At 65.7% G+C, this 18,173-nt stretch carries 14 protein-coding genes; 9 read left to right on the forward strand and 5 right to left on the reverse strand.

Features of this window, described 5'->3' with window-relative positions:
- Window positions 1-268 precede the first annotated feature (268 nt).
- Together ypfJ and moaB are read left to right on the forward strand one after the other, a co-directional pair.
- Window positions 269-1,204, forward strand: a complete 936-nt coding sequence (gene ypfJ, locus RAD10_RS25835; RefSeq protein WP_091956065.1) for a KPN_02809 family neutral zinc metallopeptidase — start codon at window positions 269-271, stop codon at window positions 1,202-1,204.
- A 226-nt stretch (window positions 1,205-1,430) separates the two neighbouring features.
- Window positions 1,431-1,994, forward strand: a complete 564-nt coding sequence (gene moaB / locus RAD10_RS25840; protein WP_461619702.1) for a molybdenum cofactor biosynthesis protein B — start codon at window positions 1,431-1,433, stop codon at window positions 1,992-1,994.
- A 155-nt stretch (window positions 1,995-2,149) separates the two neighbouring features.
- Here moaB and RAD10_RS25845 read toward each other — a convergent pair whose 3' ends face one another.
- Entirely contained in the window at window positions 2,150-3,109 is a 960-nt protein-coding gene (locus RAD10_RS25845) for a bifunctional helix-turn-helix transcriptional regulator/GNAT family N-acetyltransferase (RefSeq protein ID WP_461619703.1), read from the reverse strand.
- A 61-nt stretch (window positions 3,110-3,170) separates the two neighbouring features.
- Window positions 3,171-3,746, reverse strand: a complete 576-nt coding sequence (locus tag RAD10_RS25850) for a glycosyltransferase family protein (protein ID WP_461619704.1) — start codon at window positions 3,744-3,746, stop codon at window positions 3,171-3,173.
- A 323-nt stretch (window positions 3,747-4,069) separates the two neighbouring features.
- Here RAD10_RS25850 and RAD10_RS25855 point away from each other — a divergent pair, with 323 nt between their 5' ends.
- On the forward strand, window positions 4,070-4,909 hold the full coding sequence (locus RAD10_RS25855; RefSeq protein WP_018323338.1) for an RMD1 family protein: 840 nt from the start codon (window positions 4,070-4,072) through the stop codon (window positions 4,907-4,909).
- 87 nt (window positions 4,910-4,996) lie between these two features.
- Here the strand turns inward: RAD10_RS25855 and RAD10_RS25860 are convergent, their stop codons facing one another.
- Window positions 4,997-6,190, reverse strand: coding sequence for an acetate/propionate family kinase (locus RAD10_RS25860; protein WP_461619705.1), 1,194 nt, complete (start codon window positions 6,188-6,190; stop codon window positions 4,997-4,999).
- 2 nt (window positions 6,191-6,192) lie between these two features.
- On the reverse strand, window positions 6,193-8,607 hold the full coding sequence (locus tag RAD10_RS25865; RefSeq protein ID WP_461619706.1) for a phosphoketolase family protein: 2,415 nt from the start codon (window positions 8,605-8,607) through the stop codon (window positions 6,193-6,195).
- Between the two features lie 210 nt (window positions 8,608-8,817).
- Here RAD10_RS25865 and RAD10_RS25870 point away from each other — a divergent pair, with 210 nt between their 5' ends.
- From RAD10_RS25870 to RAD10_RS25885, 4 genes are all read left to right on the forward strand, one after another.
- On the forward strand, window positions 8,818-9,984 hold the full coding sequence (locus tag RAD10_RS25870) for a PA0069 family radical SAM protein (protein WP_461619707.1): 1,167 nt from the start codon (window positions 8,818-8,820) through the stop codon (window positions 9,982-9,984).
- A gap of 23 nt (window positions 9,985-10,007) precedes the next feature.
- On the forward strand, window positions 10,008-10,463 hold the full coding sequence (locus RAD10_RS25875; RefSeq protein WP_461619708.1) for a VOC family protein: 456 nt from the start codon (window positions 10,008-10,010) through the stop codon (window positions 10,461-10,463).
- Window positions 10,464-10,536: 73 nt separating this feature from the next.
- Window positions 10,537-11,394, forward strand: a complete 858-nt coding sequence (locus tag RAD10_RS25880; RefSeq protein WP_461619709.1) for a ribonuclease HII — start codon at window positions 10,537-10,539, stop codon at window positions 11,392-11,394.
- 247 nt (window positions 11,395-11,641) lie between these two features.
- Complete coding sequence (locus tag RAD10_RS25885) at window positions 11,642-13,150, forward strand: glycosyltransferase family 39 protein (RefSeq protein ID WP_461619710.1); 1,509 nt, start codon at window positions 11,642-11,644, stop codon at window positions 13,148-13,150.
- 131 nt (window positions 13,151-13,281) lie between these two features.
- Here the strand turns inward: RAD10_RS25885 and RAD10_RS25890 are convergent, their stop codons facing one another.
- Entirely contained in the window at window positions 13,282-14,088 is an 807-nt protein-coding gene (locus RAD10_RS25890; RefSeq protein ID WP_461619711.1) for a uracil-DNA glycosylase, read from the reverse strand.
- Window positions 14,089-14,334: 246 nt separating this feature from the next.
- Between RAD10_RS25890 and RAD10_RS25895 the strand changes: the two genes are divergently transcribed.
- The gene (locus RAD10_RS25895; protein ID WP_461619712.1) at window positions 14,335-15,996 is read left to right on the forward strand and encodes an electron transfer flavoprotein-ubiquinone oxidoreductase; all 1,662 of its coding nucleotides are present in this window, start codon (window positions 14,335-14,337) and stop codon (window positions 15,994-15,996) included.
- 296 nt (window positions 15,997-16,292) lie between these two features.
- Window positions 16,293-18,089: a tetratricopeptide repeat protein gene (locus tag RAD10_RS25900; protein WP_461619713.1), complete on the forward strand. Its 1,797-nt coding sequence runs from the start codon at window positions 16,293-16,295 to the stop codon at window positions 18,087-18,089.
- Window positions 18,090-18,173: the final 84 nt, after the last annotated feature.

Here is an 18,173-nt window from a genome sequence, read left to right on the forward strand (position 1 = left end):
TATTTCGCAATTCTTCGCGTTGCGGGAGCAGCCCGGGCGCCAAAAAAGGTCCAAATTTCTCTCGGAAAAAATTGCTCGACCCTCGGAAAAAATTGCTGGCATCGGCATGTTGCCGCACTAGGCAATTTTTGCCGGCCACGATATTGATAAAGGCAACGGAAATTTTACGTGTGTGGCGCGTTGAGCTTTCGCGCTCTTGCGCGCCGACGAAGCCGACGACACTGAATCAGAGGCCCCGGGAATCGGGGGCTCCAAAGGGAAGGCCGCCATGCGTTACGATGACTTCCGCCGCAGCGACGACATCGAGGATCGTCGCGACGAAGGTGGTGGCGGCGGAGGAGGCGGCGGGTTCGGCCTGCCCATGGGCGGCGGCGGGCTCGGCATCGGCACCATCATCGTGCTCGGCCTCGTCGGCTATGCCTTCGGCATCGATCCGCGCATCCTGATCGGGGGCGCCGAGATTCTCACCGGCGGCGGCCAGGCGCCGAGCTACCAGACCGACCGCCAGTCGTCCTCGACCGCCAAGCGTGGCGCGCCGACGGACGAGATGGGCAGCATGATCTCCGGCATTCTCGGCGAGATCGACGATCGCTGGAGCGAGATCTTCCAGGCCTCCGGCCAGTCCTACACCGGTCCGAAGGTCGTGCTGTTCCGCAACGTCACCAATGGCGGCCGCTGCGGCCGGGCAGAGTCGGCGATGGGGCCGTTCTATTGTCCGCCGGATCGCACCATCTTCCTGGACACCTCGTTCTTCCGCGAGGTCGAGACGCGCTTCCGCGGTTGCTCCGGCAAGTCCGCCTGCAATTTCACCACCGCCTACATCATCGCGCACGAAGCCGGCCATCACATCCAGAACCTGCTCGGCATCATTCCGCGCGTGACGCGGCTGCAGCAGCAGGCGGGCTCGAAGGCGGAGGCCAACGCGCTCCAGGTGAAGGTCGAATTGCAGGCCGATTGCCTGTCCGGCGTCTGGGTCAATCGCGAGTCGAAGAAGCGTCCGAACTTCCTCGAGCCCGGCGACATCGACGCCGCGCTGACCACGGCGAGCGCGATCGGCGACGACACGCTGCAGCGCCAGGCCACGGGACGCGTCGTGCCTGACTCCTTCACCCACGGCTCGGCCGCGCAACGCAAGCAGTGGTTCATGACCGGCTATCAGCAGGGCACGGTCCAGGCCTGCAACACGTTCGGCGGCGGGCAGTAGTTGCCGCAAGCGTCCGCGCCCCGGGCGCAGCGTGAATTATGATGCGCCATTGCGCATCATGGGATTCAGAAGTAGTGGCGTCATCCTGAGGTGCTCGTCTCTTCGCCGAGCCCTGGAGGAGGACGAGGCCCCGGCCCATCCTTCGAGGCTCGCCGACCGGTGCGCTTGCACCGCACGGCGCGCACCTCAGGATGACGGCGGTGATTGGGGAAATAGGAGCGAAGCAATGGCCTCCATCGACGAAGCAAAACAGTTCATCCCGCTCGACATCGCAGTGCTCACCGTGTCCGACACCCGTGCGCTCGCGGATGACAAGTCCGGCCAGACGCTCGCCGACCGCCTTGCCGCGGCCGGCCATCGCCTCGCCGCCCGCGAGATCGTCACCGATGATGTCGAAGCGATCCGCGCCGTCGTTCGCCGCTGGATCGCGGATGCCGGCATCGACGTCGTCATCACCACCGGCGGCACCGGCTTCACCGGGCGCGACGTCACGCCGGAGGCGATCGAGCCGCTGTTCGAAAAGCGCATGGACGGTTTCTCGATCGCGTTCCACATGATGAGCCACGCCAAGATCGGCACGTCGACGATCCAGAGCCGCGCCACCGCCGGCGTCGCGGGTGCGACCTACATCTTCTGCCTGCCAGGCTCGCCCGGTGCCTGCCGCGACGGCTGGGACGGCATCCTGGCCGCTCAGCTCGACTACCGCACGCGCCCCTGCAATTTCGTCGAGATCATGCCGCGGCTGGACGAGCATCTGCGAAGGCCGAAGGCGAAAGGCGCGACGGTGTAAGGGCGGATCGTTCTCGGGGGTCTCTCCGCATCATCAGTATTGTAGGGTGGGCAAAGCGAAGCGTGCCCACGATCTCTGTCCGCAATGCAGGGGCCGTGGGCACGGCGCAAGGGCGCCTTTGCCCACCCTACGATTCCTGGCTTGTAGCGACAACGCTACAGATCCCGCTCCCAGGTCTCGCCGACCAGATCGGCACCGAAGCTGCGGTGCTTCTCTTCCTTCACGAGCGTGAATCCCGCACTTTGATAGATGCCGCGTGCGGCAACCAGGATGCTTTGCGTCCACAGCGTCATCCTGCTGTAGCCGCGCTCGCGTGCACCCTGGATGCATTGCTCGACCAGCGCGCGGCCGACACCGAGCCCGCGCGCCTTCTTCTCCACCTGCAACAGGCGCAGCTTGGCGATCTCGTCGGTGGCCTTGACCAGGAAGATCGAGCCGACCGGCTCGCCGCCCACTTCCGCGATCCAGCAGTGCTCGCGCGCGGCATCGTAATTCTTGATGAACTGTGCGCAGATCTCGGCGACCAGCGCCTCGTAGCTGATGTCCCAGTTGTAGTCCGCGGCATAGGCGGCGGCCTGCTTGGAGATGACCCAGCCCATGTCGCCGACGCGATGGCTGCGCAGCATGAAGGCCGCAGGCTGGGTTCGACGTTGCTCCAGCACGGCCTCGATGGTCGCCATGGCCTGCGTGAGCCGCGTTGCATCGCTGGCCGAAAGCTGAGCCAGCATTGCGGCGACCTCGTTTTGCGAGCTCAGGTTCAGCTTGGCGTAGGTCTGGCGGCCCTTGGCGGTGAGGCTGAGCTGGTATTGCCGGCGATCGGCGGGCAGGGGCCTTCGCGTGATCAGCCCCTTTTCGTCGAAGCTTTGCACGATGCGGCTGAGATAGCCGGGGTCAAGACCAAGCTCGTTCCCGATCTCCTTTGCCGCCAGCTCGTCGCGATGCGCGAGTTCGTAGAGCACGCGGGCCTCGCTGAGCGAAAACGGGCTCTTTCCAAGATGCTGGTCGAGCACACCGAGCTTGCGGGTATAGAAGCGGTTGAAGGCGCGGACCGCCGCGATGCGATCGTCGGCGACCTGTCCGATCGCAAGGGCTGATGGGGAAGAGCTTGATGGCATGGGCACCTCGATATTTGCCATTGTCAAATAATTATTTGACTTTGGCAAGTATCAGGTGACTTCAGCCCACCATGACGATCTGGCTGCGCAGCACGGTCCGGGACGAGCGGCCGAGCCGGCGGAGCAGCCGTGCCTCGGACCGGCGGGCCTGCGGCGGGTAGCCGCCGATCCGGTCGTAATGATCGCGCGCAATCAAAAGGCCCTGGTCGCCGAGCGGGCCGATCAGCCTGCGCACCACGGCCCGGAGGATGTCGCGCAATCCGGTATCGGCGTAAGGCGAGCGCGCATAGCGGAACACGGCTGCACGGTCCCGTCCGCTGGTCGCGACGGCCTGGATGAACTGGGTGGTTTCCTCGATCCAGCCGGTTTCGAGTACGGCGCCTGCGGGCAGGAACATCAGCCACGGCGAGCGGGCCTGGAGCGCGCCGGCCGCGAGCGCGGCGCCTTGCGAGGATCCCTCGAAGCCGACGAAACGGCAGCCTGCGACGTCGGCAACCCGCTCGATGACGCCGTTGCGGGTGCCGTCGACCAGAAGCACCTCGCGGATGACGCCGGCGGCGGCCCCGGGGACCAGCGCGGCCAGAGTCGCCACCGCGGTCTGCTCGACGCCTTCGGTCGGAATGATGACGCTCAGCATGATTGAGGCTTCAATGTCTGCACTTCGGGAGAAGCGTAGCTTGTTATGATGTTGTCATAAACACGTGGCGGTGCCGAGTGCAACTTTCCGGCCGCGCTTCGGCGTGCGATGGTAAACTGCAGCCAGTCCTCGCAGCCAAATGTGTCACGCGCGGGTTGGCGATGTTGCCGAATGTTTCGGCACAAGCTCGTCCCGGGGGTATCAGCCCGGAGTTTCGCGGCAACATTGCGTAGCGCGGGTAGCCGGCTCCTGCAGGGAGGGTGCGCCCTGCAAGAAAGGTTCGAACGGGAAATGTGTGACTTTGGTGCCGGCGGAGGCTTCCTGTGAACGCCGATCAACTCGCTGTTGGCACGGCCTCGACGTCGCCGAAGCCGGAGGCTGCGCCGACCTTGCGGATCCGCGCGCTGATGCTGGGCGACCGCATCAACGCCGCCGGTCTCGAGATCGGCACGCTGGTCTCGTCGACACCCGCCGCCTTCCGCGTCCATGCCGGCCTTGCCGTGATCTTCCGTTACGGCGTCGTGGTGCTGATCGGGCTGCTCCCGTCCGAGGAGAAAGTGCTGATCGACAGCCTGAAGCCGCGGGTGATCGGCGAGCTCAGCCCGTATGAGGAAGAGATTGCGCAGGCACAGCTCTGCAAGGATGAAAGCACTGAAGCGATCCAGCCGGGCGGGCCGATCTGCCTCGCAAAATTCTCCGACGACCGGCTGCTGCTGGTTGCGGACGCGCTCGCCAAAAGCACGTCGCTCGCGCGGGACGAGCGCCGCGTCGCCGCGGTCTTCGATGTGATCGAGCCGTTTGCGCGGGAGCTCGCCGAGCACGGCCGCACGCCGCGCCGTCGCAAGGGCATCCTGCAACTGATCGGCAATGCACTGCTGGTGCAGCAGCGCGTCGCCGGGCGCGTCGCGATCGCCGAGAAGCCCGACGTGCTCTGGGAGAAGCCCGAGCTCGACCGGCTCTATTCCCGCCTCGAGGACGAGTACGAGCTGAAAGAACGCCTCGACACGCTCGAGCGCAAGCTCACCGCGGTGTCGGAGACCGCCAACGCGCTGACCGACATCATCGACACCCAGCGCTCGCTCCGCCTGGAGATCGCGGTCGTGGTCCTGATCGTGATCGAGGTCGCGATCGGGTGTTTTCAGATATGGTCGGGAACGCATTGAGCGCTTTTTTCCGCGCGCTGTTGTGCCTCACATCTCCACGAGTCCGGTGTCGTAGGGTGGGCACGGCGCTTTGCGCCTTTGCCCACCCTACGATATTGTCCCTTTAGTTCGCAGCACCGCTGCACAGTGGCGCGCGATCGTCAGTTCCTCGTTCGTTGCAATGACGAACACCTCCACCGCGCTATCGTTACCGCTGATCCGCTCACGTGCCTCCTCGTTCGCCGCCGCGTCGATCCGCACGCCGAGCCAGCCGAGCCGTTCGCCGATCGCGCTGCGGATCTCCTTGGCGTGCTCGCCGATGCCGCCGGTGAAGACCAGGCAGTCGAGGCCGCCAAGCGTGGTCGCCATCATCGCGACCTGCTGCGCCGCGCGGAAGGTGAAGAGATCGACCGCGTTTCGCGCGGCAATCTCGCCGCTCGCAAGCAGCGTGCGCATGTCCGCGGAGATGCCGGAGACGCCGAGCAGGCCCGACTGGTGATAGAGCAGGTGCTGGACATCCTCGATCGACATCTTTTCGTGTTGTTGCAGATAGAGCAGCACGCCGGGATCGATCGTGCCGCAGCGTGTGCCCATCACGAGGCCGTCGAGCGGCGTTAGTCCCATGGTGGTGTCGACGCTGCGGCCGTTGCGCAACGCGCACAGGCTGGCGCCGTTGCCGAGATGCGCGATGACGGTGCGCTTGGCGACGAGCTCCGGCGCAATCTCGGCGAGGCGTCCCGCGACATATTCGAAGGCGAGGCCGTGAAATCCGTAGCGTCGGACGCCTCGTTCCTCGTAGCGCCTCGGAATCGCGAAGCGGCTCGCCGGCGGCGCCAGGCCGTGATGGAACGCCGTATCGAAGCACGCGATCTGCCTCAGCGCTGGCCGGATCGCCGCGAGCGTGCGAATTGGCGCGAGGCACCGCGGCTGGTGCAGCGGCGCCAGCGGCGTCAGCGCCTCAAGCTTTTCGATCACGTCATCGGTCAGCGCGACCGGGCCTGAATAGTCCGGCCCGCCATGAACGATGCGATGGCCGACGGCGCGCAGATGATGTCCGCCGAACCGGTCCTCGATGAAGGCGAGCACGTCGGCGAACAGATGGCCGCCATCGGCATCCGGCGCCTCTGTCCGCGTCTCGAACAGGTCTTCGCCCGCGGGGCTCTTCACCACCAGCCGGGGTTTTGCCTCGTGCTCGTCGAGCAGCCCCTTGCAGAGCAGGCGGGGTTCAACAGCCGAGATCTCGAACAGGCCGAACTTGATGCTCGACGATCCCGAGTTGAGGACGAGGACCGTGTCCGCCATGGCTAATCGCCGGCCTCAGTCGGGGTGTTGCCGCCGGAACTGTTGGGCCAGACCCAGCCCTGGACATCAGGCATGTCCTCGCCGTACTCGCGCACGTAGCGCGAATGCTCGATCAGCTTGTCGCGGAATTGCTGCTTCGCCTGTGCAGCCTTGGCCGCGAGCCCGGGTACGCGTTCGATCGCCTCGATCGCGAGGTGGTATCGGTCGAGCTCGTTGAGCACGACCATGTCGAACGGCGTCGTCGTGGTGCCTTCCTCGGCAAAGCCGCGCACATGCATGCCGGCATGGTTGGTGCGGTTATAGGTCAGCCGATGGATCAGATAGGGATAGCCGTGATAGGCGAAGATGACGGGCTTGTCCGTCGTGAAAAGGCTGTCGAAGTCGCGGTCCGAAAGCCCATGAGGATGCTGATCCCTGGGCTGCAGCGTCATGAGGTCGACGACGTTGACGACGCGGATCTTCAAATCCGGCAGCGCCTTGCGCAAGAGGTCGACGGCGGCGAGCGTCTCCAGCGTCGGCACATCGCCGGCGCAGGCCATCACCACGTCGGGCTCGCCCGTTGCATCTTCCGTTCCCGCCCAGGTCCAGATGCCGATGCCGGCATCGCAATGCGTGGCTGCTTCCTGCATCGAGAGCCATTGCGGCGCCGGCTGCTTGCCGGCGACGATGACATTGATGCGGTTGTAGGTCCGCAGGCAGTGATCGGCGATCCACAGCAGCGTGTTGGCATCGGGCGGGAAGTAGATACGAACGATATCAGCCTTCTTGTTGGCGACGAGATCGACGAAGCCGGGATCCTGATGGCTGAAGCCGTTATGGTCCTGCCGCCAGACATGCGAGGTCAGGAGATAGTTGAGCGAGGCGATCGGGCGCCGCCACGGCAGATCGCGCGTGACCTTCAGCCATTTGGCGTGCTGGTTGAACATGGAATCCACGATGTGGATGAAGGCCTCGTAGCAGGAGAAGAAGCCGTGGCGTCCGGTGAGCAGATAGCCCTCGAGCCAGCCCTGGCAGAGATGCTCGCTCAGCACCTCCATGACGCGGCCGTCCTGCGCAAGGTGCACGTCGTAAGGCTCGATCGGCTCCAGCCAGACCCGTTCGGTCGCCTCGAACACCGCATCGAGCCGATTTGACGCGGTCTCATCCGGTCCCATGATGCGGAAATTGCGCTCCTTCGCGTTGAGGCGGATGACGTCGCGCAGGAATTTGCCGAGCTCGCGCGTCGCTTCCCCGATGGCGCCGCCGGGCCGCGGCACCTCGATGGCGAAGCTGCGGAAGTCCGGCAGCTTCAGCTCCTTCTTGAGCAGGCCGCCATTGGCATGCGGATTGGCGCCCATGCGGCGAATGCCTTCGGGCGCGAGCGCCTGAAGTTCTGGAATGAGCGCGCCGCTCTGGTCGAACAGCTTTTCCGGCTCGTAGCTGCGCATCCAGTCTTCGAGCACTTTGAGGTGCGCCGGGTTTTCGCGACAGCCCGCCACCGGGACTTGATGCGCGCGCCAAAAACCCTCGATCTTCTTGCCGTCGACCTCTTTCGGGCCGGTCCAGCCTTTCGGGCTGCGCAGCACGATCATCGGCCAGCGCGGCCGCTCGACTGCCTTGCGGCCGTCGCGGGCGTGCTGCTGGATCGAGCGGATGCTGGCGAGCGCAACGTCGAGCGCATCCGCCATGGCCTGATGCATCAATTTGGGATCGTCGCCCTCGACGAACAGCGGCTCGTGGCCGAACCCGCGGAACAGATCGCGGATCTCGCTGTCGGGCATTCGCCCGAGCACGGTCGGATTGGCGATCTTGTAGCCGTTGAGATGCAGGATCGGCAGCACCGCGCCGTCATGGGTGGGGTTCAGGAACTTGTTGGAGTGCCAGGAGGCCGCGAGCGGACCGGTTTCCGCTTCGCCGTCACCGACCACGCAAGCCACGATCAAATCAGGATTGTCCAGCGCCGCACCGTAGGCGTGCACCAGCGCGTAGCCGAGCTCGCCGCCTTCGTGGATCGAGCCCGGCGTTTCCGGCGCCGCGTGGCTCGGAATGCCGCCGGGAAAGGAGAACTGCCTGAACAGCTTGCGCAATCCGTCCTTGTCGCGCGCGATGTCGGGATAGATCTCGCTGTAGCTGCCTTCCAGATAGGTGTTGGCGACCATGCCCGGCCCGCCATGGCCGGGACCGCAGACATAGAGCACGCTGATATCGAGCGCGTGGATGACGCGGTTGAGATGGGCGTAGATGAAGTTCAGGCCGGGCGTCGTGCCCCAATGGCCGAGCAGGCGCGGCTTGATGTGCTCGGCCCGCAAGGGCTCGCGCAGCAGCGGATTATCGAGCAGGTAGATTTGCCCGACGGAGAGGTAGTTCGCGGCGCGCCAGTAGCGATCGAGCAGGTCGAGGTTGCTGCTTGCCGCGGCCGATTGTTGTTGATTTGTCATGTTCCTGCTGACCTTCACCCGCCGATCGTCACCAACATTGTTCCGCGACGATTGATCCCTGGCCGGCATCAAACGAAATCGTTGCGACGGGCGTGTTGCGTGAGGTCAAAGGACCGCGCCCGAAATTTGGGCGGCACCTTTGCATGGGGTTGTTTTCCCATTTTTTGTTTGCGTTCTTGATTTGTTCCTTTTGCATGCTATCTTGGCTTCATGAGTCCAGCAGCATCCTCTCATGCTCTCAAGCACCCGCCGGTCACGGCGCCCTCCGAGCCGGCGGGTGTGGACTCTGACTTTCCGGAACTTGGCGTCGCCATCGACCGCGCGCGCAGGCGAGGGCGGGGCGCACAGTCGAATGCCAGCGGCCGCTATGAGGCCGAGGCGCGCGTCGCTTTCGACGACGGCTGGCAGAGCCTGGAAGAGCTGCCGCCGTTCAAGACCAGTGTCGGCGTCGACACCTCGCGCAAGGTGATCACCCGCAACGATTCCCCCGATATCGGCTTCGATCGCTCGATCAATCCCTATCGCGGCTGTGAGCATGGCTGCGTCTATTGCTTCGCGCGGCCGACCCATGCCTATCTCGGCCTGTCGCCGGGGCTCGACTTCGAGTCAAAACTGTTCGTCAAGCCCGAGGCGCCGGCGCTGCTGGAGAAGGAGCTCGCCGCGACCGGCTATGAGCCCCGGATGATCGCGATCGGCACCAACACCGATCCTTATCAACCGATCGAGCGCGAGCGCAAAATCATGCGCGGTATCCTCGAGGTTCTCGAGCGTGCCGGCCATCCCGTCGGCATCGTTACCAAGTCGGCGCTGGTGGTACGCGACATCGACATTCTCGCGCGGATGGCCAAGCGCAACCTCGCCAAGGTCGCGATCTCGGTCACCTCGCTCGATCCGAAGCTCGCGCGCACCATGGAGCCCCGCGCCTCGACGCCGTCGAAGCGGCTGGAGGCGCTGAAGCAGCTCTCGGATGCCGGCATCCCGACCACCGTGATGGTCGCGCCCGTGATCCCCGCACTGAACGATTCCGAGATCGAGCGCATCCTCGATGCTGCCGCCCATGCCGGCGTCAAGGAAGCCTCCTACGTGCTGCTGCGGCTGCCGCTGGAGGTGCGCGATCTCTTCCGCGAATGGTTGATGGCGAACTATCCGGACCGCTACCGCCACGTCTTCACGCTGATCCGCGACATGCGCGGCGGGCGCGACTACGATGCGAAATGGGGCGAGCGCATGAAGGGCACCGGACCGATGGCCTGGACCATCGGCCGCCGCTTCGAGATCGCCTGCGACAGGCTCGGCCTCAACAAGCGGCGCTCCAGGCTGACGACCGATCACTTTGCCCGGCCGAAGCGGAACGGCGATCAGCTCAGCCTGTTCTGATCGGGAAGTGGAAGAGGCGTCGCATGGTCAAGGAACTTCACTCGCCGGTGCCGCGGCTCACTGTCATCACGCTCGGCGTCAGCGATATCCGCGCCAGCATCGCTTTTTACGACGCCCTCGGCTTTTCGCGCCGGCTGAAGGCGACCGGCGAGGCGGTTGCGTTCTACGATACCGGCGGTCCGGTGCTCGCGCTGTATCCCTGGGATCAGCTCGCGGCGGACGCTGCGTTGGCGGACCAGCCGAGGCCGACAACCTTCCGCGGCATCACCCTCGCCTGGAACTGTCGGACACGGGAGGAGGTCGACGCGGTGCTGGCCTTCGCCCTCGGCAAGGGGGCAAAGCTGGTGAAGGCCGCGCACGAGACCGATTACGGCGGCTATTCCGGTTATTTCGCCGATCCTGACGGACATCCCTGGGAGGTCGTGGTCGCACCCGGCATCGAGGTCGGCGAGGACCGGCGGGTGCACCTGGCGGAATAGGGCGGCCTGAATAACGGGAATTGCGCGGGGTTCCCGGTTGCGCCGGCCGGGCCGCTTGCGCACGATCCCCGCCATGATTCGGGACAAGTCCGCCAAGACACCGGCCAAAGACGCGCCAAAGAAGGACGCTGCGAAGAAGGCAGCGCCCGCCAAGGCCGGCAAAGCGCCTGCGACCAAAACAACGGCCGTTCCCGCAGGCAAGAAAGGCATCATCGCGGTCGCACCGCCGAGCTTCCGGCGCGAGCGCGCGCTGATCAAGCGCGGCGTCTGGCCGGTCGCCGGCTGCGACGAGGCCGGCCGCGGGCCGCTCGCCGGCCCCGTGGTAGCCGCGGCCGTGATTCTCGACCCCGACCGGATCCCGCGCGGCATCGACGATTCCAAGCGTCTGACCGCCGAGGAGCGCGAAAAATTGTTCGACAAGATCTGCGCCACCGCCCAGGTCTCGGTCGCCGTCGCTTCGCCCTCGCGAATCGACCGCGACAATATATTGCGCGCCTCACTGTGGGCGCTGAAGCGCGCCGTCGTGGCGCTGCCGGAGGCGCCGAGGCACGTCTTCGTCGACGGCCGCGACCGGCTCGACACGGAATGCGACTGTGAGGCCGTGATCGGCGGCGACGGCATCGTGCTGTCGATCGCGGCGGCCTCCATCATCGCCAAGGTGACGCGCGACCGCTTGATGTGCGCGCTGGCGCAGGACTGCCCCGGCTACGGCTTCGAGCAGCACAAGGGCTACGCCGTCCCCGAGCACCTCGACGCGCTCGACCGCCTCGGCCCCTCCGTCCATCACCGCCGCTTCTTCGCCCCGGTCGCCGCCGCGCGTGCCAAGCACATGCCGTGGACGGTCGAGCCGATGCAGGATCTGTTTACGGTCACCGAGGTCGAGGTGCAGGTGGAAGCGAGCGTCGGGGTCGACCTCTCGGCGAATCTCTAGGGTTGGCCCCACAGCTTCTCCATCCGTCATGGCCGGGCTTGACCCGGCCATCCACGTCTTTCCCGCGGCACGACGGGCGTGGATGCCCGGGTCTTCGCCGCGCCGAAGCGGCTTCGGCCGCGCAGGCGGGACAAGCCCGGGCATGACGAGCAAACCGTCGTTGCCACGACGCGCAGCGCCCCTTATCAAAGTGTTTGTGAGCGAATAGGGCCGGCTGGACGGGTTGGCTGCATCTTTCGGACGTTGCATGCGGTTTACCTCCCTGGTCATCGAGCTCATTCGCGCCCGGCCGCGGCTGATCGTCTGGATCGCCGTGCTGCTGCAGGCCGCGATGTGGCTGTTCGTGGCGCTGGTGTTCTACCGCAGCCCGCCCGGCAGCCTTGCGACGCTCCTGGCTTTCGGACGCGAATACCAGGTCGGCACCGATCTCGGTCCGCCCTTGCCGGTCTGGCTCGCCGACATCGCCTATCGCGCCGCCGGCGGCCACATGTTCGGCGTCTATGTGCTCGCCGAGCTCTGCGAGATCGCGACGTTCATTGCGCTCTATCATCTCTCCCGCGCCGTGGTCGGCTCGCAGCAGGCGGTGCTCGCGGTGCTCTTGACCATGACGGTGCTCGCCTTCTCCTCGTCGGCGCTCGACTTTGGCCCGCTTGTCCTGGCCCGGCCGCTCTGGGCGCTGCTGCTGCTGCACTCCTGGCAGATCATCGGCCAGCGCCGCGGCAATGCCTGGTTCGCCTGGTCGATCGAGGCCGGTCTGTTGCTGCTGACGACGCCCGCGGCGATCTTCCTGCTGCTGCTGCTCGTCGTCTTCGCGGTCTCGACCGCCGGCGGCCGCCGGACGCTGCGCGCGCTCGATCCGCTGTTCGCGCTTGTTGTCGTCGCTGTGCTGGCGCTGCCCTATGCGGTCTGGCTGATGCGTGCCGAGACGCTGGTGATGCCGGCCTTGCCGCAAGTTGCGGAGCTGAATGCCCGCGCCCTGCATGCGGCCTGGCTGTTCGGCGGCCTTGTGCTCGGGGCCGCCGCGATCCCGGCGCTGACCTTCCTCAACACCGGGCTGTTCGCCGGCAAGGGCGAAGAGCCGCCGATCATCTATCGGCCGCCGGTCGAGCCGCTGGCGCGTAACTTCGTCTATTTCTTCGCGCTGGCGCCGGCGCTGGGCGCGGTGCTGATCTCCGGCCTGCTCGGGCTCGAATCCGTGGTCGGCGGCGCCGGCGTCGTGCTGGTTGTGTCCGGGCTTGCCGTGGTGGTCGCAGCCGGCGATCTCATCGCGATGCGCCGTGCGCGGATGCTGCGGACGGTCTGGGCCGCCGCTGTCGTGGCGCCGGCCGTCGGCGTCGTGCTCGCCGTCCTGCTGCTGCCCTGGACTGGCACTAACGAGATCGCGACCTCGATGCCGGCGCGCGCGATCTCGGACTTCTTCGACGAGAGCTTTGCCCGCCGCACCAACCATCGCCTGCGCGCGGTGGGCGGCGAGGCATCGCTCGCGAGCCTGATCACGCTGCATTCCGGCCGGCCGCATCTCTTCATCGACGCCGACCCCGCGCGCACGCCGTGGATCAATCAGGCCAAATTCAGCGAGACCGGCGGCGTCGTGGTCTGGCGCGCCTCCGATACCGCTGGCACGCCGCCGCCGGACATCCTCAAGCGCTTTCCCGGCATCGTCCCGGAAGTCCCGCGCGCCTTCGAATGGCTGGTGACCGGTCGTCAGCAGCTCCTGCGCGTCGGCTGGGCCATCGTGCGGCCGAAGGGGACGTGAGCCGCGCGTTGCTACGGACCTGAAATCGTAGGGTGGGCAAAGGCGCAACGCGCCGTGCCCACGTCGTGTCTATCCGTCGCCACGACAAAGGTGGTGGGCACGCTTCGCTTTGCCCACCCTACGAGAGCTCGCTAGCCCGCCAGCACCTTGGCGATCGCGCGCAGATCCTGCCAGGCCAGCCGCTTGTAGGACGGCGAGCGGAGCAGATAGGCCGGATGGAACGTCGGCAGCGCGCGGATGGTGCGCGCCCCCGTCTCGTAGTCGAACCAGCGCCCGCGGGTGCGCATGATGCCTTCGCGTGTTCCGAGCAGCGTCTGCGTCGAGGGATTGCCGAGCGTCACCAGCACGTCGGGATTCACCAGTTCGATCTGGCGTTGGATGAAGGGCAGGCAGATCTGCGTCTCCTGCGGCGTCGGCGTGCGGTTGCCGGGCGGCCGCCACGGAATCACGTTGGCGATGTAGGCGGTGCTGCGGTTGAGGCCGATCGCGCCGATCATCAGATCGAGCAGCTTGCCGCTGCGCCCGACGAAGGGCAGACCCTCGATGTCCTCGTCGCGGCCCGGCGCCTCGCCGACGAACATGATGCGCGCCTGCGGATTGCCGTCGGCAAATACCAATCGCGTCGCGGTGTGCTTCAGCGCACAGCCCTCGAAGCTCTGCATCAGCTCCTGCAGCGCTTCCAGCGTCGGCGCAGTGCGCGCGGCCTCGCGCGCCGAGGCGATCGCGATGTCGGGCGCGGGTGCGGCCTCGCCGCGCATGGCCGCCGGCGCGGCGACCGGCCGCGGTGCCTCGACCGGAGGTGCCGCGCGCGGGGCAGGCGGCGGGGCATCCAATTCCGCCAGGCGGTCGATCGGTTCCTCCACGAGCGCGCAATCGACACCGGCCTCCAGATAGAAGGCGAGAAGCTCGCGGACGGTGGGTGCGGGTTCTGGGATCATGGGAAAGTCTGACTATTATAGCATAGCGTTTTCGAGCGAAGTGGGCACCCGGTTCGCGTGAAGAAAACGCGTCAAAAAAGATGGGACTTCCCCGGTTCTGGCCTACCAGAACCGGGGAGGTCCCGTTTAGGGCGCCTTGCACCCCCTTGCACCCCGGCGAAACGCATTTCCGTGGTTGTCCTACCCGGAAAAATCGGAAACAAGAGGGCGCAAATGACCAAGGACCGTCTCAAGGGCTGAGATCAGATGAGCACCGAAGAACTTCCCCCGCGCGAATCCATGGAATTCGACGTCGTCATCGTCGGCGCCGGCCCCTCGGGCCTGTCGGCCGCGATCCGGCTGAAGCAGCTCAATGCCGATCTCAACGTCGTCGTGGTGGAGAAGGGCTCGGAGGTCGGCGCGCACATTCTCTCCGGCGCCGTGATCGACCCTGCCGGGCTCGACAAGCTGATCCCGGACTGGCGCGATGATGCCGATTGCCCGCTGAAGACCCAGGTGAAGGACGACCGCTTCTACTGGATGACGGGCGGCGGCGCGATCAAGCTGCCGAACTTCATGATGCCGCCGCTGATGGACAATCATCACTGCTACATTGGCTCGCTCGGCAATGTCTGCCGCTGGCTGGCGCGCAAGGCTGAAGCGCTCGGCGTCGAGATCTATCCGGGCTTCGCCGCGGCCGAGGTGCTCTATGACGACGCCGGTAACGTCAAGGGCATTGCCACCGGCGACATGGGCATCGGCCGGGACGGCAAGCCGAAGGACTCCTTCACCCGTGGCATGGAATTGCTCAGCAAGTACACGCTGTTCGCCGAAGGCGCCCGCGGCAGCCTGACCAAGCAGCTCATTGCCAAGTTCGCGCTCGATTCCAAGAGCGAGCCGGCGAAGTTCGGCATCGGCCTCAAGGAAGTCTGGCAGATCGATCCCGCCAAGCACCAGAAGGGCATGATCCAGCATTCCTTCGGCTGGCCGCTCGACCTGAAGACCGGCGGCGGCTCGTTCCTCTATCATTACGACGACAACCTCGTCGCCGTCGGCTTCGTCGTGCATCTGAACTACGACGATCCGTACCTGTCGCCGTTCGACGAATTCCAGCGCTTCAAGACCCATCCTTCGATCCGCGGCACCTTTGAAGGCGGCAAGCGTCTCGCCTATGGCGCGCGCGCCATTACCGAGGGCGGCTACCAGTCGGTGCCGAGGCTGAGCTTCCCCGGCGGCGCGCTGATCGGCTGCGCGGCCGGCTTCGTCAACGTGCCGCGCATCAAGGGCGTGCACAATGCGATGGGCACCGGCATGCTCGCGGCTGAACATGTCGCGGCGGCGCTGGCCGCCGATCGCGCCAATGACGAACTCGTCGAATACGAGAATGCGTGGCGCTCGTCGTCGGTCGGCAAGGACCTGTTCCTGGTCCGCAACGTCAAGCCGCTGTGGTCGAAGTTCGGCACCGTGCTGGGCGTCGCACTCGGCGGCATCGACATGTGGTGCAACACGCTGTTTGGCGCCTCGCTGTTCGGCACCCAGGCGCACGCCAAGCCCGATCGCGCCACGCTCGATCCGGCCAAGAGCCACGCGCCCAAGAACTATCCGAAGCCGGACGGCAAGATCTCGTTCGACAAACTGTCCTCGGTGTTCCTGTCCAACACCAACCATGAGGAGGACCAGCCGGTCCATCTCAAGGTCACCGACATGAACCTGCAAAAGACCTCCGAGCACGACGTATTCGCGGGTCCCTCGAATCGCTATTGCCCGGCCGGCGTCTATGAATGGGTCGAGGAAGGATCGAGCCCGCGTTTCCAGATCAACGCCCAGAACTGCGTTCACTGCAAAACCTGCGACGTGAAGGACCCCAACGGTAACATCACCTGGGTTCCTCCGGAGGGTGGTGGCGGTCCGAACTACGAGGCGATGTAACAGCCGGCCGAGCAAAAGGACCTGATCACGAGGGTGATCCGGCGCACGTTCGCGTGAGGACACCGCTGCGGCCACCGGTCGCGGCCACGATAAGGCCATACTGGCAGCGTCTTGGGACCGCTCTTGGCCGATTTAAGGCGTGCGGAGGGGATCGCCCGGCCCGAATCCTTGCGGCGAAGCGCCAAAAGCGGCATTGTCCGCCGGACGGTTCCGGGTCCCGATGCCACCGGCCGCGTTCGCATGCGATACGGCCCTCTGCTGCAAACCCAGGCACTACCAACTCAAGGCGAGCCCTGATGTTTTCAAATCGTTTCAACCGCTGGACTGTTGCCGCCATCGCCCTCATGGGCACAGCGATCGCGACCGTCCCCGGCAGGGTCCTGGCGCAGACGCCGGATCATCCGTCCGACACGGCGGCACAGTTTCCGACCCGAAACGATCTGAAGTCGCTCACCACCGCCGGCAGCTATCTCGCCGCCCGCCACGCCAGCGTCGAGCGCGACGCCGCCTCCGCCGCCGCCTTCTACCGCTCGGCGCTGCGCACCGATCCCAAGAACAACGAGCTGCTCGACCGCGCCTTCATCTCGTCGGTCGCCGACGGCGACATCGACGAAGCCGTCAAGCTCGCCGAGCGCATCCTCACCATCGACAAGACCAACCGCGTCGCGCGTCTCGTCGTCGGCGTGCATGATCTCAAGGTGAAGAAGTACGCGGCCGCGCAGACCAACATCAACCAGTCGATCCGCGGTCCGATCACCGATCTCGTCGCCACGCTGTTGTCGGGTTGGGCCGCCTATGGTGCGGGCGATGCCAAGGGCGGTGTCGCCACCATCGACAAGCTGGCAGGTCCCGAATGGTACCCGCTGTTCAAGGACCTTCACGCCGGCATGATCCTCGAGCTCTCCGGCAAGGAGAAGGACGCCGGTACCCGCTTCGAGCGCGCCTACAAGCTCGACGATTCCATGCTGCGCGTGACCGAGGCCTATGCGCGCTGGCTGTCGCGCAACAAGGATTCCGCCGCCGCGACCACCGTCTATCAGGCCTTCGACAAGAAGCTCGCGCGCCATCCGCTGATCCAGGAAGGCCTGCGCGAGACCAAGGCCGGCAAGAAGATGCCGCCGCTCGCCGATTCCGCCCAGGCCGGCGCCGCCGAGGCGCTCTACGGCATCGGCGCCACGCTGACCCGCCGCGGCGGCGAGGACCTGGCGCTGGTCTATCTCCAGCTCTCGCTCTACCTCCAGCCGACCCATCCGCTGGCGCTGCTCTCGCTGGCCGATCTCTACGAGTCCGTGAAGCGGCCGCAGATGGCGATCAAGGTCTATGAGCGCGTGCCGTCGACGTCGCCGCTCAAGCGCAACGCGCAGATCCAGCTTGCCATCGATCTGGATTCCGCCGACCGCACCGACGAGGCGATCAAGATCCTCAAGGGCGTGACATCGGAGGATGCCAAGGACCTCGAAGCGATCATGGCGCTCGGCAACATCGAGCGCGGCCGCAAGAGGTTCGGCGACTGCGGCGCGACCTATTCGCAAGGCGTCGACGTGCTGCCGCCCGGCAACGACAAGGCTAACAGCGTCTGGTACTATTATCGTGGTATCTGCGAGGAGCGCTCCAAGCAGTGGGCCAAGGCCGAGGCCGACATGAAGAAGGCGCTCGAGCTCCAGCCCGACCAGCCGCACGTCCTCAACTATCTCGGCTATTCCTGGATCGACCAGGGCGTGAACCTCGACGAAGGCATGAAGATGATCAAGCGCGCCGTCGAGCAACGTCCCGACGACGGCTACATCGTCGACTCCCTCGGCTGGGCCTATTACCGCATTGGCAACTACGAAGAAGCGGTGAAGAACCTCGAGCGCGCGATCGACCTCAAGCCCGAGGATCCCACCATCAACGACCATCTCGGCGACGCCTATTGGCGGGTCGGCCGCACGCTGGAAGCCAAATTCCAGTGGGCGCACGCCCGCGATCTCAAGCCCGAGGCGGAGGAGCTGCCGAAGATCGAGGCCAAGATCGCCAATGGTCTCGCCGATGACAATTCGAACTCTTCGGCCGCGCAGGCGGACAAGAGGAAGGACGACGGCAAGGGCGGCTAGTCTGGCGCATGATCCGGAAAAGTGTGTAGCGGTTTTCCGACAAGATCATGCACGACAAAGAACTTGAAGTTGGGGGCGTGTCGC

The organism is Bradyrhizobium sp. 23AC (assembly GCF_054863025.1).